The 24,358-nt window shown below is 70.1% G+C and carries 21 protein-coding genes and 1 pseudogene; 7 read left to right on the forward strand and 15 right to left on the reverse strand.

Annotated elements, in window-relative coordinates; translation table 11 throughout:
* Nucleotides 1–25: 25 nt before the first annotated feature.
* The 7 genes from ACIPSJ_RS26235 to ACIPSJ_RS26265 form a co-directional block, all read right to left on the reverse strand.
* Nucleotides 26–994 (reverse strand): sortase domain-bontaining protein, encoded by a 969-nt coding sequence (locus tag ACIPSJ_RS26235; protein WP_401349504.1) that lies wholly within the window; start codon nt 992–994, stop codon nt 26–28.
* The gene (locus ACIPSJ_RS26240; RefSeq protein WP_401349507.1) at nt 991–3,615 is read right to left on the reverse strand and encodes a hypothetical protein; all 2,625 of its coding nucleotides are present in this window, start codon (nt 3,613–3,615) and stop codon (nt 991–993) included. Before ACIPSJ_RS26240 ends, ACIPSJ_RS26235 begins: the two co-directional genes overlap by 4 nt.
* Nucleotides 3,612–5,318, reverse strand: coding sequence for a substrate-binding domain-containing protein (locus tag ACIPSJ_RS26245; RefSeq protein WP_401349509.1), 1,707 nt, complete (start codon nt 5,316–5,318; stop codon nt 3,612–3,614). The genes ACIPSJ_RS26240 and ACIPSJ_RS26245 overlap by 4 nt, the downstream gene beginning before the upstream one ends.
* Nucleotides 5,318–6,634 (reverse strand): phosphate ABC transporter permease PstA, encoded by a 1,317-nt coding sequence (gene pstA, locus ACIPSJ_RS26250; RefSeq protein ID WP_401349512.1) that lies wholly within the window; start codon nt 6,632–6,634, stop codon nt 5,318–5,320. The genes ACIPSJ_RS26245 and pstA overlap by 1 nt, the downstream gene beginning before the upstream one ends.
* 4 nt (nt 6,635–6,638) lie before the next feature.
* Nucleotides 6,639–7,643: a phosphate ABC transporter permease subunit PstC gene (gene pstC / locus ACIPSJ_RS26255; RefSeq protein ID WP_401349514.1), complete on the reverse strand. Its 1,005-nt coding sequence runs from the start codon at nt 7,641–7,643 to the stop codon at nt 6,639–6,641.
* A gap of 143 nt (nt 7,644–7,786) precedes the next feature.
* Complete coding sequence (locus ACIPSJ_RS26260; RefSeq protein WP_401349516.1) at nt 7,787–9,841, reverse strand: Ig-like domain repeat protein; 2,055 nt, start codon at nt 9,839–9,841, stop codon at nt 7,787–7,789.
* A gap of 1,004 nt (nt 9,842–10,845) precedes the next feature.
* A complete protein-coding gene (locus ACIPSJ_RS26265; protein ID WP_401349518.1) occupies nt 10,846–11,199 on the reverse strand; it encodes a GNAT family N-acetyltransferase in 354 nt (117 codons plus the stop codon).
* 409 nt (nt 11,200–11,608) lie between these two features.
* Here ACIPSJ_RS26265 and ACIPSJ_RS26270 point away from each other — a divergent pair, with 409 nt between their 5' ends.
* On the forward strand, nt 11,609–12,769 hold the full coding sequence (locus tag ACIPSJ_RS26270; RefSeq protein ID WP_401349520.1) for an MFS transporter: 1,161 nt from the start codon (nt 11,609–11,611) through the stop codon (nt 12,767–12,769).
* 45 nt (nt 12,770–12,814) lie between these two features.
* Here the strand turns inward: ACIPSJ_RS26270 and ACIPSJ_RS26275 are convergent, their stop codons facing one another.
* The 3 genes from ACIPSJ_RS26275 to ACIPSJ_RS26285 all read right to left on the reverse strand — a co-directional run bounded on the left by ACIPSJ_RS26275 (nt 12,815) and on the right by ACIPSJ_RS26285 (nt 14,810).
* Nucleotides 12,815–13,237, reverse strand: a complete 423-nt coding sequence (locus ACIPSJ_RS26275; protein WP_359221590.1) for a MerR family transcriptional regulator — start codon at nt 13,235–13,237, stop codon at nt 12,815–12,817.
* A 17-nt stretch (nt 13,238–13,254) separates the two neighbouring features.
* Complete coding sequence (locus ACIPSJ_RS26280; RefSeq protein WP_401349522.1) at nt 13,255–14,256, reverse strand: MDR family NADP-dependent oxidoreductase; 1,002 nt, start codon at nt 14,254–14,256, stop codon at nt 13,255–13,257.
* A gap of 80 nt (nt 14,257–14,336) precedes the next feature.
* Complete coding sequence (locus tag ACIPSJ_RS26285) at nt 14,337–14,810, reverse strand: GNAT family N-acetyltransferase (protein WP_359221593.1); 474 nt, start codon at nt 14,808–14,810, stop codon at nt 14,337–14,339.
* 137 nt (nt 14,811–14,947) lie between these two features.
* On the opposite strand from ACIPSJ_RS26285, the gene ACIPSJ_RS26290 reads away from it, so the two are divergent.
* The 5 genes and pseudogenes from ACIPSJ_RS26290 to ACIPSJ_RS26310 form a co-directional block, all read left to right on the forward strand.
* Nucleotides 14,948–15,781, forward strand: a complete 834-nt coding sequence (locus ACIPSJ_RS26290) for a transposase family protein (protein WP_401349524.1) — start codon at nt 14,948–14,950, stop codon at nt 15,779–15,781.
* Between the two features lie 57 nt (nt 15,782–15,838).
* On the forward strand, nt 15,839–16,066 hold the full coding sequence (locus ACIPSJ_RS26295; RefSeq protein ID WP_401349526.1) for a hypothetical protein: 228 nt from the start codon (nt 15,839–15,841) through the stop codon (nt 16,064–16,066).
* A 547-nt stretch (nt 16,067–16,613) separates the two neighbouring features.
* Nucleotides 16,614–17,894 carry an NtaA/DmoA family FMN-dependent monooxygenase gene (locus ACIPSJ_RS26300; RefSeq protein ID WP_401349529.1) on the forward strand — a complete coding sequence of 427 codons (1,281 nt, stop codon included), beginning with the start codon at nt 16,614–16,616 and terminating at the stop codon, nt 17,892–17,894.
* Between the two features lie 363 nt (nt 17,895–18,257).
* Nucleotides 18,258–19,526 carry a sulfite oxidase gene (locus ACIPSJ_RS26305; RefSeq protein ID WP_401349532.1) on the forward strand — a complete coding sequence of 423 codons (1,269 nt, stop codon included), beginning with the start codon at nt 18,258–18,260 and terminating at the stop codon, nt 19,524–19,526.
* A gap of 100 nt (nt 19,527–19,626) precedes the next feature.
* A pseudogene (locus ACIPSJ_RS26310) lies at nt 19,627–19,825 on the forward strand (IS630 family transposase); the annotation flags it as partial.
* Between the two features lie 78 nt (nt 19,826–19,903).
* Here ACIPSJ_RS26310 and ACIPSJ_RS26315 read toward each other — a convergent pair.
* The 3 genes from ACIPSJ_RS26315 to ACIPSJ_RS26325 form a co-directional block, all read right to left on the reverse strand.
* The gene (locus ACIPSJ_RS26315; RefSeq protein WP_401349533.1) at nt 19,904–20,509 is read right to left on the reverse strand and encodes an HD domain-containing protein; all 606 of its coding nucleotides are present in this window, start codon (nt 20,507–20,509) and stop codon (nt 19,904–19,906) included.
* A gap of 214 nt (nt 20,510–20,723) precedes the next feature.
* Complete coding sequence (locus tag ACIPSJ_RS26320) at nt 20,724–21,158, reverse strand: nucleoside deaminase (protein WP_359221603.1); 435 nt, start codon at nt 21,156–21,158, stop codon at nt 20,724–20,726.
* Complete coding sequence (locus ACIPSJ_RS26325; RefSeq protein WP_401349535.1) at nt 21,155–21,967, reverse strand: LLM class flavin-dependent oxidoreductase; 813 nt, start codon at nt 21,965–21,967, stop codon at nt 21,155–21,157. The genes ACIPSJ_RS26320 and ACIPSJ_RS26325 overlap by 4 nt, the downstream gene beginning before the upstream one ends.
* Nucleotides 21,968–22,059: 92 nt before the next feature.
* Between ACIPSJ_RS26325 and ACIPSJ_RS26330 the strand changes: the two genes are divergently transcribed.
* Nucleotides 22,060–22,506, forward strand: a complete 447-nt coding sequence (locus ACIPSJ_RS26330) for an Lrp/AsnC family transcriptional regulator (RefSeq protein WP_359221606.1) — start codon at nt 22,060–22,062, stop codon at nt 22,504–22,506.
* Here ACIPSJ_RS26330 and ACIPSJ_RS26335 read toward each other — a convergent pair.
* Both ACIPSJ_RS26335 and ACIPSJ_RS26340 read right to left on the reverse strand, forming a co-directional pair.
* The gene (locus ACIPSJ_RS26335; RefSeq protein ID WP_401349538.1) at nt 22,464–22,988 is read right to left on the reverse strand and encodes a transposase; all 525 of its coding nucleotides are present in this window, start codon (nt 22,986–22,988) and stop codon (nt 22,464–22,466) included. The genes ACIPSJ_RS26330 and ACIPSJ_RS26335 overlap by 43 nt on opposite strands.
* Before the next feature lie 330 nt (nt 22,989–23,318).
* On the reverse strand, nt 23,319–24,068 hold the full coding sequence (locus ACIPSJ_RS26340) for an SDR family oxidoreductase (protein WP_401349541.1): 750 nt from the start codon (nt 24,066–24,068) through the stop codon (nt 23,319–23,321).
* Between the last annotated feature and the right edge of the window lie 290 nt (nt 24,069–24,358).

The raw sequence follows: 24,358 nt of genomic DNA on the forward strand, positions 1-24,358 counted from the left end.
GTTCGAGAACCTCGGTCCTGGGCGGTCAGAGCAGGTTGGGCAGAAGTCGGGTGATCTGTTGCGCGATCTCCAGGCCGATGGCGCCGAGCGGTCCGACCGACACGATCCAGGCTTGGCGTCGGCCCCAGCGGAACCAGGCCCAGACCGCGGCGGCGGAGGTGGCGCCCAGCGCCTGGAGCCAGAGCAGGAGCTCCCACCAGACGGCGGGGGCGCCGCGGAGGGGGAGTTCACTCGCCGGGAGGGAATCCGGGGCGATCCTCAGGGCCGGGGTGTCGGCCGCCTTGCCCACCAGGTCGGCATCGAGTCGCAGCACGCCGGACGGGAGATAGGGCGTGCCGGTCGCGGTCATCAGGACGACGCGGCCCTTGCCCACGGCGGGCGCGGCCGGGGCGCGGTCGCCCGCGTGCCGCAGGTCCAGGACCCGGAAGGTGAAACGGCCCTGACCCGTCGTGATGCGGAAGGTGTCGCCGGGTGCCAGTCCGGCCAGCTTCCCGAACGGCCCGCCGTAGGCCGCGGCCCGGCCCATGATCACGGCGGTGCCGGCCTGGCCGGGCAGCAGGGTGTCCCGGCGGTGGCCGGGGCCTTTGGCCAGTACGTCGGAGTCGGTGCCTTCGAAGACCACCTCGCGGACGTGCAGCTCGGGGATCTCCAGGAGCATCAGCGGTGTTCCGGGGGTGAGCAGCCGGCCCTTCTGGTCGGTCTGCGACACGGCCACGGTCCCGGCGGCCAGCTCCCCGCGCAGCTTGTCGAAGCCGGCCGACTGGGACGCGCGGTGCTCCAGCGGGCTGAGCAGGACCAGTTGTGCGCAGATGCCGAGCAGCAGCACGCTCACCGTGAGAAGCGCGCCGCCGAGGACATACGGCGTCGCCGGGCGGCGCCTGCCGGGCGGGGCGTCCGTGCGGCCCTGGTCGACGGCTGCGTCGGGTGCTGCCTCCGGGTGGGGCGTGCCGGCGTCCGCCGGAGGTATGGCCCGTGTGTCGGTCGTCGCGGTCACCTGCGGAACCTCCCGCCCAGTCGGCGAGTCGTACGGCGGACGAAGGACGGTGCCCCGGACAGTACGGCGGCCACGCCCCGGGGCCGCCAGCCGGCCGCGAACGGCGCGATCAGCCCGGTGAGCGCGCCGAGTCCCGCGCCGATGGGAAGGGCGAGGCGGAGCGGGACCGCCGGGTCGGCCGGGGTCAGACCGGCGGCGGTGCTGATCAGGTTGGGGGCGGTGCTGCCGTGCGGGCCGGGGGAACCGGCCGCGGACGGCGCCGTGGTGCCTGCCCCGGCGCCGGTTCCGGAGCCGGACCCCGTGCCGGCGCCGCCTGCGGTCGTACCCGCTCCGCCCTCGTTGCCGCCGCCGGTCCCGGACGTGGTCGGGCCACCGTCCGCGGCACCGCCCTTGTAGGTCGCGAGCTGTTTCGCCGCCGCGAGGGTGCGGGCGCGCATCGTGCCGTTCAGCGGCGCGTATCCGAGCGGCAGGTCACCGAGCTCGATGCCGGTCCGCTGGCCCGCCTGCGCCGCGTAGCGCAGCAGTGCGGCATAGCTGGTCCGTTGCGCCGGCTTCAGTACTCCGGGCCGGACCACGGCGTTGACCAGCATGGCGAGCGGGTACGCGGCCGGGCGGGACGCGGTGACCGGTACGACGGCCGGGCGGCCCGTGGCCGAGCGGGCGGCGGCGGTCAGCGCGGACGAGGTCGGTGTGACGTAGTGGCCGGCGGAGTTGAGCAGACCGGCGGTCCCCAGACCGTAACGTGCTGCCGAGGCGGCGTCGGTGACCACCAGCTGGAAGCGCTGGCCGACGTTCTGCGGGCCGGGGGACTTCCACACCGGCGGGTTGGCGTTCGCGTCCCAGCTGGACTTCCACAGCTGGTCGCCGCGGCGGGCGTGCACGGCGGCGAGAAGCATGTCGTCCACGTAGGGACGGAAGTCCGTCATGCCCTGCTTGACGGTGGCCTCGGCGGACCCCGGCGGGATGGTGCTCCACGGGTCGGCCTTGGGGTAGTCGTCCCGGGCGGCGTCGAAGGCGGAACCGGTGGGGTTCAGGTCGGCGTTGGTGCTGTAGTACGGGTTGACCTGCATGCCGTTCTCGTCCGGGACGCCCGCCAGGAACCGCCGGGCGTCCTTGTCCGCGAGCACGTAGTTCCACAGTTGCCGGGCCGCGTCGGTGTGGCCGAGCGCGACCTCCAGGTCGGTGTCGGTGCTCGGGTTCTCGGCGATGGACTGGTCGGCGTACTCCGGGTTGAGCGCCAGGAACTCGGGGTCGGAGAGCAGGCCGGCCGGGTTGTGCAGGGCCCAGCCGTAGCCGGTCGCGGCGGTGGGGGTGTCGGTGCCGTTCTTGTAGACGGTCCTGACCGCGCCCCAGGGGGAGTTGCGGTAGGACTCGGTGAGCAGTTTGGCGATCAGCCGCGGGTTCAGCTTCATGCTCGTGAACCTGGTTCCGGCCAGGGCCTTCTGCTCGCTGGTGGCCGTGGAGCCCGGCTGGCGTTCGATGTTGAAGCCGACGACCACGCCGGAGAGGGCGACGGGGGCGTACGTCACCGTGCCCGGTGGCCCGGTGGTGCCGTCGTCCGAGCCGAGCGGTCGGCTGACGAAGCCGAGGGTGTCCGCGCCGGAGGTGATCCGGGACCGGGTGTCGGAGTCGCCGAGCTGGGTGAAGCCGTAGACGGTGCCGGTGCCGCAGAGTCTGGCCTGCCAGCTGGTCATCGCCTCGGCGACCAGCTCGCTGCCGGTGGTGTCCTGCTCCTTGGCACCGATCGTGCAGGAGGCGCCGACCGGGTTGAAGTCGAGCGGGACGGCGACGCGGTTCTTCCAGTTGGTCGAGGACACCGGGGAGCCCGCGTTGACCTGGGTCTGGTCCTCGTAGGGCGCGCCGTCGAGGTCGAGGTGGCCCTGCGGGACGATCACCAGCCAGCAGGAGCGGCCGCTGACTGTGCCGTCGGCGTGCGTGATGGGGGAGCCGCAGCCCAGTTGGGGCGCCTCGCTCACGGTCTGGGTCTCGAAGATCTCCGAGCCGGTGCCGTCCGCCCCGGTGCGGGCGAAGTCGATCTCGTTGGTGGTGGAGTGGTTGAACAGCTTGTTGTTCTGCGTGCCGCTGGTGATGACGGTGCCGTCGACAGCCTTGAACGGCACCTCGCCCAGGCCGTAGGGCATGGTGGAGCCGTAGGTGTCGTCCTGCCCGTAGTTGCCGGGCTTGGCGCGGTAGACGACGGCGCGGGTGTCGTCGTAGCCGTTGCCGGGCCAGTTGGAGCGGTCGGTGGTGGGGGAGGCGCCGTACTCGCACTGGGTGCGCGAGGGGCCGGGGTTGGCCGGGACCGCGCCGTCGTCGTCGCCCCAGCACTGCATGATCTGGACGAAGTCGGTCTTGAAGTCGGTGCCCGCGAACGTGGTGGGCGTGCCCCCGGTCCAGGAGACGGTGACGGCGCGGTCGGCCAGCCCCTTGGTCTGGCTCACGGTGAACCTCATGTCCGCGAACTCGCCGCGCCCGGAGACGGTCACGGCGGAGCCGGTGGCCGCCGGGGCGGCGGACGGACCGGCTGCGGCGGCGGGCGCCACGGTCAGGGCGAGCAGCGCCCCCGCGAGGGCGCCCGCGGCGGCACCCACGAGCGAGCGCACGATCTGACGTGTCCTCACTTCTGCTCTCCTCCCTTGGCTCTGCCGCCCCGGCCGGAGAGCAGGTGCGCGGTCACGGCGGGGACGAGCACGACGACGAGCAGGGTGACGGCGGCCAGGACCATCAGGGTCTGCCTGCCGCTCCAGCCGTCGTCGGCGGCCACGGCGACCGGCGATCCGAGCAGCGTGGTGGAGCCGCCGCTGCCGCCCGTGGCGGTGGAGGCGACGACCTGACCGGTGTCGGGGTCGACCGTGGTGGTGGCCGCTGCGCCGCCGGTACCCGTTCCCCCCGTGGTACCTCCCGTGCTCCCCGCGCCCGTTCCCCCGGCGCCGGAGCCCGCCGTGCCCGTACCCGTGCCGCCGGACGTGCCGGTCGTCCCTGTGGAACCGCCGCCCGCGGACGACGACTTGGCACCGCCGGAGCCGGTGGCGCACTGCCGGGTCGCGCCCTGCTTGTCGCAGGCCGCGGGCATGGGCGCGGTGGTGGCCAGCTTGTTGCTGCCGTCCGTGCTGAAGGTCGGGTTGTGGCAGCCCTTGATGTTGATGTTCTTGGGGACGACGCCGGGAATCTTGCGGATCTGGTCGAACCCGGCCTGTACCAGGTTGATCGGCAGCGGCGAGTAGCCCAGTTGGGGCGCCTGCTGCTGGCCCTGGCACATGAAGTAGTACGAGTACGCCCCGAGCGTCGTGCCCTTGGCCTGCGTGAAGGTGCCCTGCACCTTCAGCGGCAGGATCATGTAGGCGTAGCTGGAGAGCACGTAGGAGCGAGGATCGCTGTCGGTGTAGACGGCGTCCAGGTTCTGGGTGAGGTAGTCCGCGGAGCTCTTGTTCGTGTTGATCTTCGCCTTCAGCAGCGACACCGCGACGTTCGGCGCGGTGGGCTCGGTGTAGTAACCGGCCCTGTTCAGCAGCTTGGCGACCGGGTAGTGGGCGTTGAGGGCGTAGGAGTAGTTGACGTACCCGATGGAGCCCTCGCCGTAGCCCTGGGAGACGTAGCCGGCCACGCCGAGGTCGCCGGACTGGGCGATCATGCCGGTGACGGTCGGGTAGTACGAGGTCTCCCCGCAGGCGTTGCTGCGGCCGACCCTGGCGCAGTACGCCTTCCACAGCCCGCTCTGCCGCTTCGACAGCCAGAGCGTGAACTGCGCCGAGGAACCGGAGCCGTCCGAGCGGACGACGGGTACGACGGTCCGGTGCGGCAGTTGCAGGCCCGGGTTGTCGGCCTTGATCGCGGGGTCGTCCCAGTACCGCACGCTCGCCGTGAAGATCTTCGCGAGGGTGTCCTGGCCGAGCCGCAGGTTGGTCACCTGCCGTCCGTTGATGGTCAGGTGGTACATGAACGCGGTGCCGCCCGCCACGATCGGCATGTACGCGTACGATCCCGCCACCGGCCGCTCGGGAGCGGAGCCGTCCGTCGGATGGGTCTGGAAGGGGATGTCCGAGACCGCGAAGTCCGTCGTGCCGGCCAGGAACTGCTGGCGGCCGTAGGAGGAGCCCTGCGGATTGTACGAGACCTGCATCCCGTACTGCTTGACGTCCCGGCGCCACTGGTCGACGGCGTTGAAGGCCCAGCTGGAGCCGGCTCCGCTGATGGGTGTGTAGCTCGCGGCGGCCGCGGGCGCGGCGGCGCCGAGCAGCAGCGCCGTGGCCGGTACCAGGACCGCGGCCGGTACCAGGACCGCGGCGGCGGCGGACCGCAGCGCGGAACGTATTCGACGGAGCATCAGTCCACCTCTGCGGGAGCGGAGTCGGGAGCGAGGTCGGGAGCGGGGTCGGGAGTGGGGTCGGGAGTGGGGACATCGGCGTCGGGCCCCTCGGTGCCGGCGGCGGCCGTGAGGCGTTGCAGGTCGCGCTGCGAGCGGCGGTCCGCGCGGCGGGTCTGGCGGGGGCTCAGGTGGCCCGGGCCGCGGCCGCCTATCGTGCGGGCGAGGGTGAAGAGGAGCAGCACGAGTGCCAGGAGCACCAGCGCGGTGCCGAAGGCGCGCGTGATCATGGCGGGCTGGGGCGACCTGACGAAGGTGAACACCGCGAGCGGCAGGGACATCATCGGGCCATGGGTGGGGTCGACGTTGAGCGCGGCCGTCGCCCCGGCCGTGAGCAGCACCGGGGAGGTCTCGCCGATGCCGCGCGCGGTGCCCAGGATGACGGCGGTGGCGAGGCCGGAGCGGGCGGACGGCAGCACCACGTGCCACACGGTCCGCCAGCGCGGCGCGCCCAGCGCCTCGGCGGCCTCGGTCAGGGTGCCCGGCACCAGGCGCAGCACCACGTCGGCGGCGCGGATGACGATCGGGAGCATCATCACGCTCAGCGCCAGCCCCGCGGCCAGGCCCGACTTCTCGAAACCCAGCATCAGGATCCAGCTCGCGTAGACGAACAGACCGGCCACGATCGAGGGCAGCGCGGTCATCGCCTCGACGATGGTCCGCACGAACCGGGAGAGCCTGCCGGGTACCTGGCCGAGGTAGAGGGCGCAGGCGATGCCGAGCGGAATGGTCACGGCCAGCGCGATGCCGATCTGGATCAGGGTGCCGGCGACCGCGTGCTTGACCCCGCCGACGGTGACCGGGTCCAGCGGCCCGGCCGCCTGCATGTCCTGCGTGTAGAAGCTGCCGTGCGGCAGCGCGTGCCAGCCCCGAAGCGCGGTGAAGCCGACGACCAGCACCAGTGCGCTGAACAGCAGGACGGCGGCGGACGTCAGGACGACGGTCAGCAGCCGGTCGCGTACGACGGGCCAGGGCGGCACCCCGTCGCCCGAGGCGTCCATCCACACCAGCACCGAGTGGACCAGCAGGAAGATCAGATAGGCGACGACGGCGAAGCCCAGCGGCCCCGAGAGCGGTGCCAGCCGGCCGAAGAGGAGGAAGGCGAGGCTGAGGCCCGTCGCGGCCGAGCCGCCCAGGGCGAGGGTGTCCTCCCGGCGGCTTCCGCCCACGCGTCGGGGCTGCTCCACCGCGGTCGAAGGCGCGGGGCGGGATACGAGGGTGGTGGGGTCGGCCGCCGGAGCCACGGGCTCCGCGGACTGGTCGACAGTGGTCGTCATGGGCTCATGCCTCGCTCTGCGCGCCGGACCGGGAGCGGGCCACGATCGACGATGCGGTGAAGTTGACCACCAGGGTCATCAGGAACAGGGCAAGCCCGGCCGCCATCAGGGCGGAGACGCCGAACTCGGAGGAGTCGCCGTAGTGCAGGGCGATCAGGGAGGAGACCGAGTTCGCACCGGTCTGCAGGATGTGCGGCTGGATCTCGAAGACGGGCGAGATGACCAGGTACACCGCGATGGTCTCGCCCAGGGCGCGGCCCAGCCCGAGCATGGTGGCGCCGATGATGCCGCCGGTCCCGTACGGCAGGACCACGGTGCGGATCATGCCGGCCCGGGTCGAGCCGAGCGCGTAGGCGCCCTCCCGCTCGCCCGCGGGCGCGCGGCCGAACACCTCGCACATCACCGAGCACTGGATCGGCGCCACCATCAGCGCGACCACGATGCCCGCGACGAAGGTCGAGGCGGTGTACACACTGGCGGACGCCAGCGGGTCGTTCTGGTTCACCCCGTCCACGTGCAGGAACGGGATCCAGCCGAACCACGTGGAGAGCCAGCGGGACAGGCCGATCACCTTGCCCTGCAGGAAGAACAGGCCCCACAGCCCGTAGACCACCGACGGCACCGCGGCCATCAGGTCGACGAGCGCGATCAGGGTGCGGCGCAGCCGCGCGGGGGCGATCTCGGAGATGTAGAGCGCGGTCCCGAGCGCCAGCGGCACCGACACCACGACCGCCACGGCGGCGATCAGCACGGTGCCGGTGAGTACGGCGGCGATGCCGAAGTTGTGCGCGTCGGGCTCCCACCGCTCGGTGGTCAGGAAGGAGAACCCGGAGGTGCGCAGCGCCTGGAGAGCGCGCAGCAGCAGGAACAGGCCGACGGCCGCCATGACGGCGAGGACGGCCAGCCCGGAGGCGCGCAGCACGCCCCGGAAGAGGCGGTCACCGGCGCCCGGTGCGGAGTCCGGCCGCCGTGGCGCGTCCTCGCCCGGCGCGGTGAACGGGATACCCACGGTCCCTTCACTCCTCTCTGATCACGGTGATACGGCGCTGAGCACGGCCGAACGGCGCTACGGCGTCACCTTGCCCACGGGTCCGGAGCCGGCGTGGCGCCGGCTCCGGACCGGGAGAGCCTCTGAACGGAACTGGCGATGCGTCAGTAGCTGGTGATGCTGATGGTCTTGGACTTGGCGTTCACGTAGCCACTGCCCAAGTAGCGGACGCTGAGGGTGCGCTTGCCCTTGGGGAGCTTGGCGACGGTGACGGTGACCTTGCCGCCGGAGAGGGTGCCGCTGCCGACGAGTGTCGAGCCGTTGTAGATCTTGACCTTGCCGGTCGGGGTGACGCCGGTGGCGCTCACCTTGACGGTGATCACGGCGTGCTTGGTGTGGCTGATCCGGGTCGGTGCGGTGACGGTCAGGGTCGGGGTGGTCTTGACGACGGTGAAGGAGACGTTGTGGGAGGAGCCGGCGTGGGTGGCGTCGCCGCCGTAGCGGATGCTGAGGGTCTTGGCGCCGACCGCGCCGAGCTTGGTGGTGGCGACCTTGACGGTGGCCTTGCCGGAGGAGTTCAGGGTGGCGGACCCCACCTTGGTGCTGCCGTAGTAGGCGCCGGCGGTGCCGGTCGGGACGGTGGCGTCGGTGTGGCCGACGGTCACCGCGATCGACTCGGTGGTGCCGTACGCGGGCTTCGCCGTCGCGGCCGTGGCGGTCACGGTCGTCGCCGTGCGGACGGTCACGGTCTTCGTGGTGGCGTCGCTGTTGCCGTTGATGTCGGCGGCGTAGACGGTGACCGTGTACGTGCCTGCGGCCAGGCCGGTCAGGTTCGTGCCGGTGGTGGCGGCGGGCACGTCCTTGTAGGCGTAGCCGCCGACGGCCGCGCCGTTGCCGTCCTGGACGGTGACGCGGTAGTCGCTCACGTCGGCACCCGCGGCCGGGGCCCACGACAGTTTCAGCGTGCCGCCCCCCGGCGTCGCGGTCACGGACGGGGCCGCCGGGACGGCCGTGGAGAGGTTGGGGTCCTCCAGGCCGCCGCGCTTGACGTGCTTGTTGGTCGGGTCGGCGACGCCGTTGTAACTGACGTTCAGGAAGCTGAACTTCTCGATCACGGACTGCGCCGCGGTGGAGGCGAGTGCCGCCTTGTGGTCGCCGTCGGTCACGAAGACGTCGTAGAGGGCCTGGTTGAAGAAGACGCTGGTCGGGTCGATGGCTCGGGTGGCGACCACGTTGGAGACGTCACGGCCGAAGGTGGTGTCGGCGAAGAAGTCGGGGTTGGAGGACAGGCTGCCGTCGGCGTTGTCGATCACCGGCTGGGTGTAGGTTCCGCTGTTCTCCTCGTCCAGCGCGCCGACGAACGCGCCACCCGCTACGGCGGTCGAACTGCGGTCCTGGGCGGTTCCGTTGTGCTGGGCGACGAAGCTGGCGACGGAGAGCGGGACGAGGTCGCCGTCGTTCTTGATCACGTCGTCGAGGCGGTTCTGCTGCACCGCCTTGCCGTTGTAGTCCAGTGTGTCGACGTTGCTGCCCAGCTGGGCGTCGGTGACCCCGATGGCCTTCTGGAAGAAGCTGCGGGTGCCGGATCCCGAGTTGGGGATGAACGGGTGGATCGTCACCCCGTTTATCTCGGTCAGCGCCCCGGTGTAGATGTCGTGGAGCTGCTGCTTCGTCAGCTGCGCGAGCGCGCTGCCCTTGGCCGCGTAGCCCACCGCGTCGCGGGCGTACGGGACGGCGGTCAGGGCGGTGCCGGCGACCGCGGGCGTGCTGGTGTTGCGGGCGAAGTCGATCTGGTCCTTGATGTCGACCGTGCCGTCGTTCGCGCTGCCGGAGACGGCGTAGTTGCCGCCCGCGACCGAGTCGCTCAGGGCGACACGGGCGGCGTTGGCGCCGTTGGGGCGCAGGAACTTCGGGCCGCCCGTCCGGGTCTGGATCTGGGAGGTCGTGGAGCCGGTGCCCGGCTCGGTCGCATCGTAGGACGCGAGCGTGTAGCCGTCCGCCGTGACGGCGGACGAGGCGTAGCTGGTGCCGTTGACGGTCTCGCCGGCCAGCGCGTCCAGGACGTCCTGGGTGACGTCCGAGCCGACGCCGACCAACTGGTGGGCGGTGATGCCGGCGCCGGGGTCCGCGTACGCGGCACCGGAGGTCAGGGTGATACCGGAGGCGAGAGTGGTGACGACGACGGCCGTAGCCACGACGGAGGCGCGTCTCATGCGCATGGTTGGACTCCTCGGTAGGCGGCCCACGCGTGGGGTGCGTCCGCGCAGGGGAAAGCGCGCGGCGGCATGGGGCGTGAGCAGGGGAAGGCGGATGACCGCGAGGTGCGATGACCGGAGGCGCGAAAGGCCGAAGCCGGGCGTCCGGAGGAAGCGAGTGCCTAGGCATGCCCGCGCACGTGGGGGTCACGGCCGGGAGGAGTGAGCGCGCGTGTGAGTGTTCGTCAGACTCAGCAGCAGGCCACGGCGAGACCCGGGCAACAGCTCGCGCTGAGCACCCGCATCAGGTCGATGGCGCGACGCCGTGTCAGCGCCGGTGTGGATGTCTGGATCACGGCGGGAACAGTAGCAGCGACCTTCACAGGAACAATACAAGTGGAACCACATCTCACATGTTGATACGTCGCTGTCCTGATCTGAATGATTTCTTATGGTTCATCCCCCCTATTTTTGAGACGTCTTCTTCGTTGCGTGCGGATCAGCACGGCGCAGTCGGCGTCGACGCTGTGGGGTTCGGGGTTCGTAGAAGGTGCCGTCGCGGAGCATCGCGAACAGCACGTCCGCGCGGCCTCGGCGATCGTTGACTCGCGGACCGTCAAGGCGTCCCGACCGTCGGCAAGGACAGCCGGGGCTGGGGCGAAGCCAAGACCGCCGCCGACGTGACCCACCGCGACGCTGCCAAGGAACGGGTGACCAGGGCCAGGTCCTTCCGCGCCGCTGGATCGTGGAGTGATCGTGGTCGTGGATCGTGAGGGCCCGCCGGCACTGCCGCGACCACGAACACCCCTCCGACGCCGCACGCCGCGTCTCGCCGTACGACGTGTCGTCACCCCGCACTACCTCGCACAGGCAGCCTGAAGAAACACAACGGTTCCCGGATCGTCGTTCACTGAGTGAAAGTGCCCCGGCGGAAGTACATGCGCCAGCCCGTCTCCGTCAGGCCCCGCAGCGAGCTCCGCCATGCTCAGTTTTGACCGCCACCCAGTCAGCCCGACACTGGATCGCTGTCAGTCGGTCGCGTGCGACTGAGCGAAGTCCTCAGCGAGGAGGCCCACACGATCACGGAGTCGGCCTTCTTCGACAAACCCAAGCCGCCGATGAAGCGCCAGCGATGCCGCGTTATGGGCGAGTATCCGAGCTTCGCACCTGTGATATCGCCGTTCCGCGAACATGAACCGCAGCAGCATTCCGACCGCTTCCGCTGCGTAGCCCTTGCGCCGATGATCAACCCCCATGGTCACGCCGCATTCGAACCATCCCATGTTCGGGTCGGCGTCATGACAGGCCATGATGCCGACTGGTTCGCTTGTCTCCCAGGCCTTCCTCGTCAATCGCAAAGCCCATGAGCGCGGTCCAGTCATCCGGCTCGATACCGCGGAGGCGCACACGTGAACCAGTCCGGAACGAGGTCATTCCTCATTTGATCACGGAGCAGCAGGGCCTTCAACGAAACTGAGCAGTCGCCAAAGCAGCGGGCCAGGCTCGTGAGCACGCTCACCGCGACCGGCACCACTGCTCTATCGTGAAGTCCGGCACCGCCTTCCGCGACAACAGCGAAGGGCCGGGCCCTTCCTGCTGTTTTCCGGGTGACCGCCTCCGCGGACCCTCTTTTCCCGCCGCAATCCTCGTCGGCGCTCCTGCACAGCTCTCACCGGCCGCCTTCGCATGTCCCGGCCGGTCGTCAGCGCTGCACAACCTGTATCTGTCTCCCCCTCAAGAGGTGTCATGCGAACGTGTTCACCCGCCGTTGGTACTCACCAGTCAGCTGCCGTGCCGGCTCTGGTTGTGCTGGCATTGGGCGCTCTCGTCCTGGGCACGAGCGAACTCGCCGTTGCGGGATTACTGCCCGCCATCAGCGCCGACCTTACGGTTTCCACTGGCGCCGCAGGCACCCTCGTCTCCGCGTACGCCGTGGCCGTCGCGCTGTTGGGGCCCGTGCTCACCGCGCTGACGAGTCATCTGTCTCGTCGGCAGGTCCTGGTGGGGGCCTTGGTTGCGCTTGCTGTCGGGAACGGCGTCACCGCTCTCGCCACCCGCTTCCCGGCGTTGTGGGTGGCCAGGGTGCTCACCGGCACCGCTGCGGCGATGTATGCCGTGACGGCCCTGACACTGGCGACGACGCTGACCGGTCCTGAGCGGCGAGGACGGGCTGTCGCCATTGTCTTCGGAGGGATCACCGTTTCCACCGTCGTCGGGGTTCCCGCGAGCATGCTGCTCGGAGGCGTGTTCGGGTGGCGCGCCGTCTACGGCGTGTTGGCCGCCCTGACCATAGGCGTCCTGATGGCAGCCTTCCACCTGGTGCCGGAACCCACACAGGCGCCCCTCTCCAGCCTCTTGATTCAGCTCAAGGTGTTGGCCAGAGCCCGGCTGCTGCTCGCCTTTGCCATCAACTCCGCTGTCGCCGCGGGGCATTACACGGCGTCCACCTACTTCGTCGCCCTCCTGAGCCAACAGACCGGCCTGGGCACTACCGCGGCGAGCATTCTCCTCCTGACCAGCGGTGTTTCAGGCGCAGTCGGCACCATCGTCGGCGGCACAGCCGCCGACCGACACGCCCGGCACGCTCTGCTGGCCTCCTTGGTCCTGCTGGCCACCAGCCTGATCGTTCTCCCGCTGGTCATGACCGGCCCATTCCTGACCTGGCTCGTCGCCTTGATCTGGGCAGCAGCCTTCAACGCCTTCAGCACCGCCGCGCAGGTCAACGTCTCCTTGCAGGCTCATCCCGTCACCGACATCGCCGCGGCAGCCAACATCTCCGTTTTCAACATCGGCATCGCAGGCGGTTCAGCCGCAGGCGGACTCGTCCTTCACCTTGCCGGATTTACAGGCATCACCCTTACCGGCGCCGCACTCGTCATCGCAGGACTCATCACCTCACTCCTTCTGCCGCAGACGCCTGAGACGACTGGACGCTTGGACTCGATGCCCTAATTGCTTTGGCGTGTAGATCTCAAGAGTGGGCACTGAACTTGAGTTTCAACCGCTCGGGTTGGAACGCCTGTCCTCGTCGGGGGCCGGTGAGCCCGGGGCGCACCGAGCCTCTCCCGCGGCGGCGGCGAGACCCTGCCGTAGGCGTGTCAGGCGTGCGATCTCCGTGTCCAGGGCCGCCAGGCGATCGGCCACGACGTCACTGAACTCGCCGGGGCGGCCGGCACAGCACGCCGACGGCTGGTCCTGGACGAGGACGTCCAGGCGGTGGGCGCGGCGGCGGAGGTCTTCCAGGGTGAGGCCCAGAGCCAGAAGGCTGCGAATGACGCGGACGCGGGCCACCGCGGCGGAGTCGTACTCACGTTGACCGGACGAGGTGCGTGGCGGAGGTCGAAGCAGGCCGCGGGCCTCGTACAGTCGCAGAGCACGTGGCGTGGTCCCAGCTGCCGCCGCTGCCTCGCCGATCCGCATACCCGCTCCGTCCTGTCCTACAACTCCACTATGGACGCTCCGAAGGAGCGGCCGGCGATCAGTGCGGGCAACGCCCCCGGGGCGCGCTCCATTCCGCGGACCGGGGTGTACGGGAAATGGATGTCGCCCGCCCGCAGCCAGTCTCCGAGGCGCGCCTCCCACTCCGCCTCGACATCCGGGTGGTCCACACCGCTGTAGCCGGCGATCGTGATGCCACGGTTCAGCAAACGGAAGGTGTCGAGCACAGTCGGCGCGCTCCCGCCCGCCCGGTCCGGAGACAGCTGACCGTCCAACGCGCCCACCAGGGCGAACCGGGCACCCCGGTTCGCCGCGTGTACGGCGGCCGTCAACTGTTCGCCACCCACGGTGTCCAGGACGACGTCGATACCGCCTGGCGCCGCCTCGGCGAGCTGCCTGCCGAGGGGGGCCGCTCCGCGCAACACGGTGGCGTCGTAGCCGAGGTCCCGCTCCAGTCGCCGAGCCTTGTCCGGTGAACCGGTGCTCCCGACCACCCGGCCAGCACCCAGCAGCCGGGCGATCTGACCCGCCATGGTGCCCACAGCACCCGCGGCGCCGGTCACGAACACGGTGTCACCCTCCTGGACCTCGGCCAGCCGGGTCAGCGCGCCGTACGCGGCAGAGCCCTGGGCGAGATGGGCCACCGGGTCGGGCAGGGTGCCGGCCAGCAGCCGGTACTCAGCAGCGGCGGGCGTCGCGTACTCCCGCCAGCCCTGAAGGTGCAGCACCAGTTGCCCTTTCCCCAGTGTTCCATCGACCACCTCGCCGATCGCGGGGCCGAACAGGGTGTCGCCGGGGCGCAGCGGTGGCAGCGGAACATCGCGTGTCTCGCCCCCGATGAGGGTGCGCAGTCCCGGGAAGACGAGGAAATGGGTGTTGCGGACGAGTACCTGGCCGGCCTCAAGCCGGGGGATGGGTGCCTGTACCAGGATGAAGTCGTCCGGGGTCGGCAATCCATCAGGGCGGCGGACCAGGCGTACAAGACGATGAGTCGCGTTCATGGCCGGACGCTAAGCCTTGCCCCAGGGGTCAAGGGCAAGGCTTACGGACCGGGGAGCGATTACCACTGACGGCTGGTTGGTCAGGGCCGCGAGACGTCGAGCGGCAGATCTCGGTGGAAGACGGCCATAGCCCGGGCGGGGCCGTTGTAGTCGTCGACGATCTTCGTGTCGAAGCCGAGGCTGCGATGGAAGGCGATTGAGCCGGTGTTCTCGATTGACGTGATCGCCTTCAACTGCCGCGCACCGTGACGTTCCGCTGCTTCAGCGAACGCCGTATACAGACGACGCCCGAGACCGGTGCCACGGGCGTCGTCCCGCGTGGCGATCAGATGCACGTACCCCGTACCGTCTGGGGTGACGAACCCGAAGATGTACCCACGGATTCCGTCCTCGGCTCGGGCAACCAAGCAGGTGGAACCGAACTCCTGCACCAGTGCCAGAAGGTGCAGCGACCTAAGGTCGCGTTCGCCCCAGTAACGGGGGTGATCAGTCAGGACCTGGTGGAAGTCGGCAACCCCGGCCGGTGCGATATGTATCCCCATGGTGACGATCATGGCAGGCGCCTTGGCCGTTACAGGCGAAGGTCCGCACGGGTTGGGCAAGTTGTGACGCAAGCCTGGGTCCGTGCGGCCTGTTCCCACCCTGCCCTGTCCGGGGTCTCCCGCGCACATTTCGGCGAGTTGCTCGAAGAATGCGGTCCCCGCCCCGCCGTGCCGGGCCCAAGCAACGCCTGGTCTTCGTCGACCGGCTCCTGGTCACGCTGGTGCACCTGCGGCTGGGGCTGCCGCACGCCGCTCTGGCACAGCTGTACGGCGTGTACCGCTCCACCGTATCCACAGCGGTCCGAGAGGTCCGCCCGCTGGTGGCGGCCCGCGGCTTCGCCGTCCCTGACCGGCCCGGGCTGCGGCTGCGCACACTGGAGGACGTATTCGCCTATGCCGAGGCAGAAGGCGTGGACCTGCGGATCGACGGGACCGAGGTGCAGGTCCGCCGCACGCGAGCGGGTCGCCCCGGCCGCAAGGCGTTCGTCTCCGGTACGAAGAAGCAGAACACGGTCAAGACCACCACCTTCAGTGACGCGCAGGGCCGCACCCTGTTCAGCGGGGTGGTCCGGCCCGGCCGGCTGCACGACCAGACGGCCGTTCGTACCGAGGGCATCGCTGAACAGTTCCGCTGGCACCCGAAGGTCAAGGCGGAGGTCGACGAGGGCTACCGGGGCCTGGCCAACGAGTTCCCCGCTCAGGTCAGCGCCCCGCCGAAGAAACCCAAGGGCGACGCGCCGGTGGGCGAGCGCCATGCCTGGCGTGAGCAACGGCGCCGCCAGTCCTCCCGGCGGATCTGCGTGGAGCACACCAACGCCGAATACAAGCAGTGGCGGCCCCTGCAGCGGTTCACCGGCCGCCGCGAAACCTACGCCGAGACCCACCAGGCCATCGCCGGATCGGTCTCCGACCGATCCGCCCGGCGGGCGACCCGTCGCAAGCCGGGCACCGAACTGGTACTCGCCCGCCAGGCCACCTGCTGATCACCCACCAGCCGACCCGCCAGGCCAGCACGTCACGAACCTGTCTACGCGGGAGTGATGGTGCTGGCCGGCGCCGGCATGGCCCGCAACCTAGCAGCCAAGATCCCCGACATCGACATCACCGAGAGTCTGGTCGTCGACGTGGAACGCGACCGCGACGCCGGCGTGGCCGCAGCGTGCGAACAGATCCTGGCCCTCCGCGACAGCGGCGCGTTCGACGGGGTGCACCTCGTACTCGTCAGCCGCTGTCGGCAGGTTGCCGCACTCCTGGAACGCGAACTGTGAACGCCGACGGAAACACCTGAACACCCCACGCTGCGTGCGCCCCTGGGGAGGCCCTTTCTCGCGTCCCTGAACTGACCGGCGGAGGTATCCAGGGGGGTGTCACCGTCCTCGGCCTTCGGCAGGCGGCCTTGCCTCCCGTGCTCCAGAGGCACATCATGTGGCGGTTGATCCATTGTCGTGCCGAGCGATCCGGCCTGTCGACGCCGCGCCGGCCACGGCCGTGATCCGCGCACTGTCGGGTACCTGGGCCGGGTTCGATGGGAGTCAGGGTGAGGGCATCGCACGTCGGACCGGTCGCGGTTGTGCCGCTGGTCCGGACGAAGCGCCGGCACGTCGACCTGTGCCGGACCCACACCGCGCTCTGTCGCTGACCGTACGTCCCGGCCGCCTGCCGGCAACACCGTGCGCACCCGTGATGCCCGGCCGGATTTGATCTCGCATGCCGGGGCGTCCGCCCATCCCTGGAGAAGCCGCCACCCCCGATGCCACCGGCATCGATGAGAAGGGTCGAGTAGTGAGCGCAAAGCAGCCCAGAACACTGAAGACCGTGACCGGAGCCGGTGGCACGTCGGAGACGTACGACCTGGCGATCGACCCGACCCGATCCACTCTGGACACCGCCGTGCGGGTGGCGAAGCTCGCCGAGGCGGCAAGGTTCGACGCGCTGTTCACTGCCGATCTGCTCAGGTTCGACGCCCAGGGCGCGATCGGCTCGCAGGAGCCGTTGGTCTTCGTCTCAGCGCTGAGCCAGGTGACCTCGCGGATCGGCCTGATCGCGACGGTGTCGAGCACCTTCCACCACCCGTTCAACCTGGCCCGTCTCTTCGGCACCCTCGATCACGTCAGCAACGGGCGGGCCGCCTGGAACCTGGTGACCTCCTCGATCGGTGAGGAGAACTTCGGCGCCGGCGAACTGCCCAGCCCGGAGGAGCGCTACGCGCGCGCCGCGGAGACACTGGACGTGGTCAACGCGCTGTGGGACAGCTGGGAACCCGGCGCGCTGACGGTCGGTGCGGACGGGAAGGCGGTGCTGCAGCGCGACCGGGTGCACCCGATCCACCACTCCGGCCGGTTCTTCACCGTGACCGGTCCGCTGAACATCCCGCCGCTGCCGCAGCGGCGCCCGGTGCAGATCCAGGCCGGGCAGTCCGAGGCGGGAACGGCGCTGGGCGCCCGCTACGCGGAGATCGTGTTCACCTCGCTGCCCACCCTCGACCACGCGCTGGACTTCACCCGGAAGATCCGCGGCCAGGCCCAGCGCCTGGGTCGGGCCGACGGGCTGCCGCTGATCTTCAGCTCGTTCCACGCCACCTACGGCGCCACGGAGGAGGAGGCGAGGCGGCTCGTACGCGAGAAGCGGGAGTCGATCGACTTCGAACGCGGCCGTGCCCAGCTGGCCGACATGCTCGGCGGCGGAGTCGACCTGTCGGAGCTCCCGCTCGACGCGACGCTGCCGGAGAGCCTGCTGCCCGACGTGACCTCGGTGAACCGCCGTCGCGGGCGGGTCGACATCTTCACCGGATACGCGCGGCAGGGCTACACGCTGCGGGAGCTCATCATCGCGGCGCAGGACACCGGGCACTGGGCCGCCGCGGGAACACCCGAGCAACTCGCCGACGCCGTCGAGGAACGCTTCCGTGCAGGCGTCCTGGACGTGATCTCGCTCGGCGGTCTCGCGGACCCGCGCCAGCACGACTTCCTCGTCAACGGCCTCCTGCACGAGCTGCGCAGACGAAAGATCGTCGCCGCCGACTACACCGGCACCACGCTGCGCGAGAACCTCGGACTCGAGCTGCCGGCCCGCGACGCCGCACCTGTCCGTGTCTGACCGCGCCGGGGGCCTGCCCGGGCGTCGACGGCGCCCGACAGGCGCCCGGGACCGACCGGATCCCGGGCGCCCCAACTACCCTGTAAATACTGGCTCGTTGACACGCGTCGAACTAAGTGCTTCCATCGCGTCATGCCGCTGCCGGAGCCTTTGACCCGTCGCCGCGCCGTGGACCTCGTCCGCGTGGCCGCGGCGCTGTGTCGGTTCCCCCGCTGATCGGCCTTCTCCCGGTTCTCTTCTTCGACGGCCGCGTCGCGCATGCGCTGCTGGTCTTCGTAGGCCTGCCGAGGACGCTCCCTTGCGCGTCGGCTGCCGCGCTCTGCCCGAGTTCCCTTCTCCCCACCTACGCATGACGGGACTGCCATGTCTGCCGCCGGCTCCGCCGCCCACCAAGAGATCGCCTACGATCGCCGCAGGCTGCGCCAGTGGCTCGACGGCGAGGCCAGAGCGGACGGGGTCACGCGGCGTCGGCTGCTGACCCTGCTGGCCGCAACCGCCGCCGGCACCGCGCTCTCCGCGAGGAATCCTGCTCGCGCCGGCTCCTCGATCGTCAAGCCGTTGCCGCCCGAGTGGTTCATCCAACGCGGCACCAACGCCGAGACCCGCTGGGAGGCGCTGCGCGGAACCGGTCATCACACCCCCAACGCACTGTTCTTCGTCCGCAACCACACCGCGACCCCCGTCCTGGACACCGCCGACTGGCGGCTGAGACTGTGGGGAGACGGGCTGCGCGGCACGCCGGCCGAGGACAAGCCGGTGGAGTTCGGGTACGACGATCTGCGCGCTCTGCCCGCCGTCACCCGGACCGCGTTCGTCGAGTGCGCCGGAAACGGCCGCAGTTACTACACGACGCAGCAGGGCGAGACGGTCACCGGCACCGCGTGGACGCTTGGCGCGGTCGGCGTCGCGCGCTGGCGAGGCGTGCGCCTGGCCGACGTGCTGCACAGGGCCGGGCTGTCCCCGTACGCCGTGGACGTGCAGCCCCGTGGCCTGGACGCCGAGTACGTCAGCGGCGGCGAGAGCCTCGGCCGGGTGCGCCGGCCGCTGCCGCTGGCCAAGGCGCTGGACGACGTGCTGCTGGCGTACGAGATGAACGGCGAGCCGCTGCCGTACGACCACGGCTACCCGGTGCGGGTGCTCGTGCCCTCGTGGGTGGGGATCGCGTCGATCAAATGGCTCGGCGACATCGAGGTGTCGGCGCAGCCGCTGTACTCGCCGTGGAACACCACCTTCTACCGGCTGTTCGGCCCCGCCTACCCGGAGGAAGGCAGTGCGCCGCTCAGCCGGCAGACGATCAAGAGCGCCTTCGAGCTGGCGAGCGGCGCGACGTTCCCGGCGGGGGAGAGGCAGGTGTTGCACGGCAGGTCCTGGTCGGGCGCTGGGGCCGTCGAACGGGTCGACGTCAGCACCGACGGTGGGACTAACTGGCGGCGGGCTCGACTCCATGACCGGCCGCGTTCCGCCACCTGGACGCGCTGGTCAGTTCCGTGGACGCCTGGCGGGCCCGGCCCGACGGACCTGCTGGCCCGCGCCACGGACACGGCGGGCCGCACTCAGCCGGACACCGCCGTGTTCAACACGCAGGGCTACCTGTTCGACGCGGTGGTGCGCCACCCCGTGACCGTGCTCTGACACCGCCGTGCGGACGCCGAGCGCGAGATCCACGCACCTTCTACAAGTTCTTCCGGCTGGTGGACACGGGCCGATGCGAGAGCAGCTCGTGGAGTGCTTCAACCGCCGTCACAAAGGCGCCGCGAACTCCCGGGCCGCCCTGAAGCCGATCCGCGCCGACCGCCCGGACGGCGTTCACCCCGACCAACGCCTCCTGGGCCAACCCCATCGAGGCCCGCTTCGGGCTACTTCGGCAGTTCACCCTTGCCAACGCCCGCGACCCCGACACCCTCGCCGCCCAGCGCAAAGAGCGCGCGTGAATCCGCAGCGAGAACGGCATCTGCTGGGGCGGACGCCCCCCACCGAAGCCGCATGACAACCCGTTGAACCCTCGGGCCTCAGCCCTGATCGAGCGGATTGGACACAGTCCGCTCCGCCCACTCTCGCGCTACCAACTCCGCCGCCGCGCACCCCGGCTTACGCTCCGCCTGGTCCTGAAACAGGCGCACGAAGGACTTGGCAAAACCCAGCCGGGGGTACGCCCCGACGAGGGCGTCCATGAAAGACGGGTCGAAGGCTTCCAGACCCGCTCCGGACACATCCGCGCTGGTCCCCACCTGCAACAGCCGACTCTCCACATCCCTTTCCGGCGCAACATCGTCCCGCATATGGAGCACGATCAGCTCCGCCGCCCGGTCGCGTCGCTCAGTCGGCCAGCCGAGACCGGCCGTGAAGACCCGGGCCAGGTGGCCACCAGCCTCTTCGAACGAGAGCGTGTGACTGTCGAAGGGCGGAACGAGACCCAAGTCGTGCAGCAACGCCGAGACGAAGAACAGCTCACGGTCGAAGTCCAGGCCACGCTCCTCCGCCCAGGCCGCACCGAAGAAATATGACCGCACTGAGTGGTGGTACAGCGCGTCGTCAGCGTATTCCTCACAGACCAGCCGCGCCGCCTCTGCCGCCCGCCCCGCAGGTACGCGCACCCCCGCAACCTCGATCAGCATCCGCCCTGCCCCCTTACAGCCGAACATCATTCCGTTACGCGCAGCTTAGCCAGGACTGGACTCCCCACCCGGCGAACGATCCCGACAGACAAGGGCACGCGATTGCACGCCCCCGACAGGACTGCGGTCGGAGCTGTTTCCGTCGGCAACGGGCAGTAGGTGTATGTGGCGGCCGTGACCGTCACGAGCATGTTGCTCAGAATGCCGGATGCCGTCAGCTGGGACGGTAGTGGGCATCGATGGGGGCGCGTGCCTCGTCGAACAGGGCCGGGCCGTCCTGCGGGACCGTCGGCCAGTCACCCGAGGGGTTGAGTTCGATGAGCTGTTCGGTGGAGAGTGCGTAGACGACCCGGCCGATGCCGGAGCGGACGATGCCGCCCCCGCACATGCCGCACGGCTGGCAGCTGGTGTACATGGTGGTGCGGGCCGCTGTGTCCGCGTCCAGCTCACGGGCCGCCCACCGGGCCAGCTTCAACTCCGGATGGGCCGTGATGTCGTCGTCTCGCTGGACCGTGTTGTGGGCCTCGGCGAGGATCGCCCCGTCCGGCCCGGCCAGCAGCGAACCGTACGGCGCGTCGCCCAGCTCCACCGCGCGCGCCGCGATTCCGATGGCGCGCCGCAGCAGCGCCTCGTCAGCAGGTGTGATCACGACTCTGTCCTCCACTGTTCGGTCACCGCCGCGAGCGCCCGCCACGCGGTCTCGGGATGATGGGTCTGGGCCGGGTCCCCGTGGTACGGGTCGAGCACCACCGTCTCGGCGCCGAGTTCGCGGAGTTCCCCCAGATCACCCATGATCTGCTCCAGATCCCCGACGCCGGCGGGCCGTTCGGCCTCCTGGACGGGAGCGTCGGTCTGCCGCAGCGCGATCCGTGGCGCGAAGCCGGGCAACGCGTTGTCCGCGAGGACCGACCGCATCCGGGTCATCGGAAGCCGCAGCGGATGCCAGGCATCGCCGAACGCGGCCGCCCGCCGGATCGCCGCCGCGCTGTGCCCGCCGACCCACACCGCAGGAGCGGCGCTGTCTTCGGCCCGCCAGGCCTCCCGCATCACACCCAGGTACTCGTCGGTCAGCCGTCCCCGCGCGCGGTACGGCACCCCGAGCGCGTCGAACTCCTGTCGCGCCCAGCCGACCCCCACCCCGAGTACGAAACGCCCGCCACTGAGCTGGTGGAGATTGCTCGCCATCCGCGCCACCAGCAGCGGGTGCCGGTACGGCAGCACCAGCACGGTCGTGCCGAGCCGCAGCCCGCCATCGCTGATTCCGGCCAGCCAGGACAGCGTGGTGAACGGGTCGTAGAACGGCTCCGGATACCGCTCCGCCACATCCGGGGTGACGGCCACATGGTCCGACACCATCAACAGGTCGAACCCGAGCCCGGACACGACCCGCGCCCACGCGCGCAGGACGCCGGGGTCGGTCCCAGGCCCGAAGTTGGGTACGTTGACGCCAAGTTGCATGACCCGAGGTTATTCCGGTGATCACGCGTTGGGAACCGACTCCTCCCGGCGATTCCCTCTGTCAACCAGGAATCTCCCGGTAATATCAGCCCATGGCCGTGAACCTCGACGACATCGACTGGGCAATCATCGAGCAGCTCCAGCAGGAGGCCCGGATCTCCCTCAGCGAGCTGGGGCGCCGGGTCAACCTCAGCCCGTCGGCCACCACCGAGCGAGTCCGGAATCTGGAGTCGCTCGGTGTCATCACCGGCTATCACGCCACCGTGGACCTGGCCAAGGTCGGCTACCCCGTGCTCGCCGTCGTCCGTCTGAAGTACCCGGGCAACCGCCACCAGCCGCTGCACCACCTCCTCGCCGAACGCCGCGAGATCCTGGAGTGCCTGCGCACCACCGGCGACGACTGCTACACACTTAAGGTGGCCGCTACCTCGATGGAGCACCTGGAGACGCTGGTGGACGAGCTGGCCGGTCTCGGCAGCACGACCACCAGCGTCGTCTACAGCCGAACACTTCCCCAACGCGGACCCCACCGGCCCTGATCCGACCACACCCGCCAGGCGGACACCGACACCCTGGAGGCTCGGTCCGGCACTACGAGGGGATACGAAAGGCTCCGGTGCGCTGCAGCCCCGGACGACTCGTAGCCGGCGTCAGTCACGATCCACACCGCGGGGTCGCCCGGGTGCCACTGCCGTGCGGCGATCAGGCGCTCGACCAGGTCCCGCGGCTGCGAGGCAGTGACCGCGGCGAGGTCGTCGCCCGGCCGCAGCCGGACGGCGTCCAGCGGGGCGCCCCACGAGGTCCGGCCCGATTCCCGGGCGACGCCCCAGGAGTAGGGCCAACCCGGGATTACACCTACTAGCGCGTGCTGGTCCTCACTGACCTTGTGCTGAAGTAGCAAGGCCCTCCCGTCGGATGCCGTGCTGCGCGCTGGCCGCCACGGTCGCGGAGGGCAGGCCGGCGTCGGACCCGAACCCGCCGTCGCCGGCTGCCGTGCAGATCCGGCTGAGCAGCTCGACATCCTCTGGTCCGGTTCAGCGGGCTACGGGCTGAAGGAGCCGCAGCAGGGCAGGTGACGGCGCACGAAGTCGACAACCATGGCTTCCCTGCTGCTCGTTCTGCTTTCGTACGCGACCGTTCGGTGCGGGTTTCACCGTCAAGTCCCTTTGGCGGGTGGCGCCTACTGTCCTGATGCTGTGGCTGCTCGGGTTCGTCACGCTCTGCACGGGCGTGGGCGACGGCCGCGAACGAGGTAGCGGTGGTGATCTGACTCGCCGGCACCATAGGAGTGGGGTCCGGCCGCCAACGACCGGGCCCCACTCATGTTGCTTGCGCCGAAGCCGTACAGCGATCAGATCTGGTTGAGTCCGCCATCTACGAACAGCTCGGATCCGGTGACGAAGCTGCTTTCACTGCTGGCGAGGAACAGTGCGGCAGATGCGGCCTCGTCAGCGTGCCCCATCCGGCCCAGCGGAATCTGGCTGGCGAAGACGTCCCTCATCTTTGCGGCCTGCTCGGCGTCCGCGGCCAGGCCGGTGATGCCCGGGGTGACGATCGGGCCGGGCACCAGGGTGTTCACTCGGATCGCGCGGCCGCTGAGTTCGTTGGCCCAGGTGCGGGAGAAGGAACGGACCGCGGCCTTGGACGCGGCGTACACGCCGAAGGCGGCGCCGCCTGAGGTGGCGGCAGTCGATCCGGTCAGGATCACCGAGGCGCCGTCGTTGAGCAGTGGAATGGCCTTCTGGACGGTGAAGAGCATGCCGCGCACGTTGATGTTGAAGGTGGCGTCGAAGTGCTCCTCGGTGACCTGCTCAAGAGCGGCGAACTCACCGCCGCCCGCGTTGGCGAACAGTACGTCGATGGTCCGGCCTCGGTCGGCGACAGCCGCGTAGAGGCGGTCGATGTCCGCGAGGTTCGCGACGTCGCCCCGGACGGCGGTGGCTTCGCCACCGATCTCGGCCAGCGCGGCGTCGAGGGCCTCCTGCCGGCGGCCGGTGATGAACACGTGTGCGCCTTCACGTGCAAATCGCTTGGCGGCGGCCAGTCCGATGCCGCTGTTGCCTCCGGTGACGACTGCCGTCTTCCCGTCAAGCTGTCCCATGATCGTTTACCCCTGTCCGGTGCGAACGCCAGAAGTCGTGCACCAAGTGTCACTGCGGCATTACAGCCCGAACCCGACGGCTCTGGGCCCAGTTATGGACTGTACGGTAAAGAACCGCGTTATGGACCGCACGGACAAAAACGTGACCGCATGCACACCTCGGAGTGTCTGACGTGTCGGCCGACACCGGCCTGCCCGCGAGGGCGCCGGGAAAGGCTCCCGCCCGAGAGTCGTGCATCACGTACCCCTGCCATCGTGCGGCCTGGCGCCCTGTGCCGCGATGGCGGAGA

Source organism: Streptomyces sp. NPDC090088, from assembly GCF_044747345.1.
Classification (GTDB): Bacteria; Actinomycetota; Actinomycetes; order Streptomycetales; family Streptomycetaceae; genus Streptomyces.

Excerpts from the sequence above, each read along its gene's own strand:
- ACIPSJ_RS26330 (WP_359221606.1), top strand. The coding sequence starts at position 22,060 with ATGGCCGTGAACCTCGACGACATCGACTGGGCAATCATCGAGCAGCTC.
- ACIPSJ_RS26340 (WP_401349541.1), bottom strand. The coding sequence starts at position 24,068 with ATGGGACAGCTTGACGGGAAGACGGCAGTCGTCACCGGAGGCAACAGC.
- ACIPSJ_RS26335 (WP_401349538.1), bottom strand. The coding sequence starts at position 22,988 with ATGTCGAGCTGCTCAGCCGGATCTGCACGGCAGCCGGCGACGGCGGGT.
- ACIPSJ_RS26295 (WP_401349526.1), top strand. The coding sequence starts at position 15,839 with ATGGTGCTGGCCGGCGCCGGCATGGCCCGCAACCTAGCAGCCAAGATC.
- ACIPSJ_RS26280 (WP_401349522.1), bottom strand. The coding sequence starts at position 14,256 with ATGAACGCGACTCATCGTCTTGTACGCCTGGTCCGCCGCCCTGATGGA.
- ACIPSJ_RS26290 (WP_401349524.1), top strand. The coding sequence starts at position 14,948 with ATGCGGTCCCCGCCCCGCCGTGCCGGGCCCAAGCAACGCCTGGTCTTC.
- ACIPSJ_RS26315 (WP_401349533.1), bottom strand. The coding sequence starts at position 20,509 with ATGCTGATCGAGGTTGCGGGGGTGCGCGTACCTGCGGGGCGGGCGGCA.
- ACIPSJ_RS26305 (WP_401349532.1), top strand. The coding sequence starts at position 18,258 with ATGTCTGCCGCCGGCTCCGCCGCCCACCAAGAGATCGCCTACGATCGC.
- ACIPSJ_RS26285 (WP_359221593.1), bottom strand. The coding sequence starts at position 14,810 with ATGATCGTCACCATGGGGATACATATCGCACCGGCCGGGGTTGCCGAC.
- ACIPSJ_RS26265 (WP_401349518.1), bottom strand. The coding sequence starts at position 11,199 with ATGACTGGACCGCGCTCATGGGCTTTGCGATTGACGAGGAAGGCCTGG.
- ACIPSJ_RS26275 (WP_359221590.1), bottom strand. The coding sequence starts at position 13,237 with ATGCGGATCGGCGAGGCAGCGGCGGCAGCTGGGACCACGCCACGTGCT.
- ACIPSJ_RS26325 (WP_401349535.1), bottom strand. The coding sequence starts at position 21,967 with ATGCAACTTGGCGTCAACGTACCCAACTTCGGGCCTGGGACCGACCCC.
- ACIPSJ_RS26245 (WP_401349509.1), bottom strand. The coding sequence starts at position 5,318 with ATGCTCCGTCGAATACGTTCCGCGCTGCGGTCCGCCGCCGCCGCGGTC.
- ACIPSJ_RS26260 (WP_401349516.1), bottom strand. The coding sequence starts at position 9,841 with ATGCGCATGAGACGCGCCTCCGTCGTGGCTACGGCCGTCGTCGTCACC.
- pstA (WP_401349512.1), bottom strand. The coding sequence starts at position 6,634 with ATGACGACCACTGTCGACCAGTCCGCGGAGCCCGTGGCTCCGGCGGCC.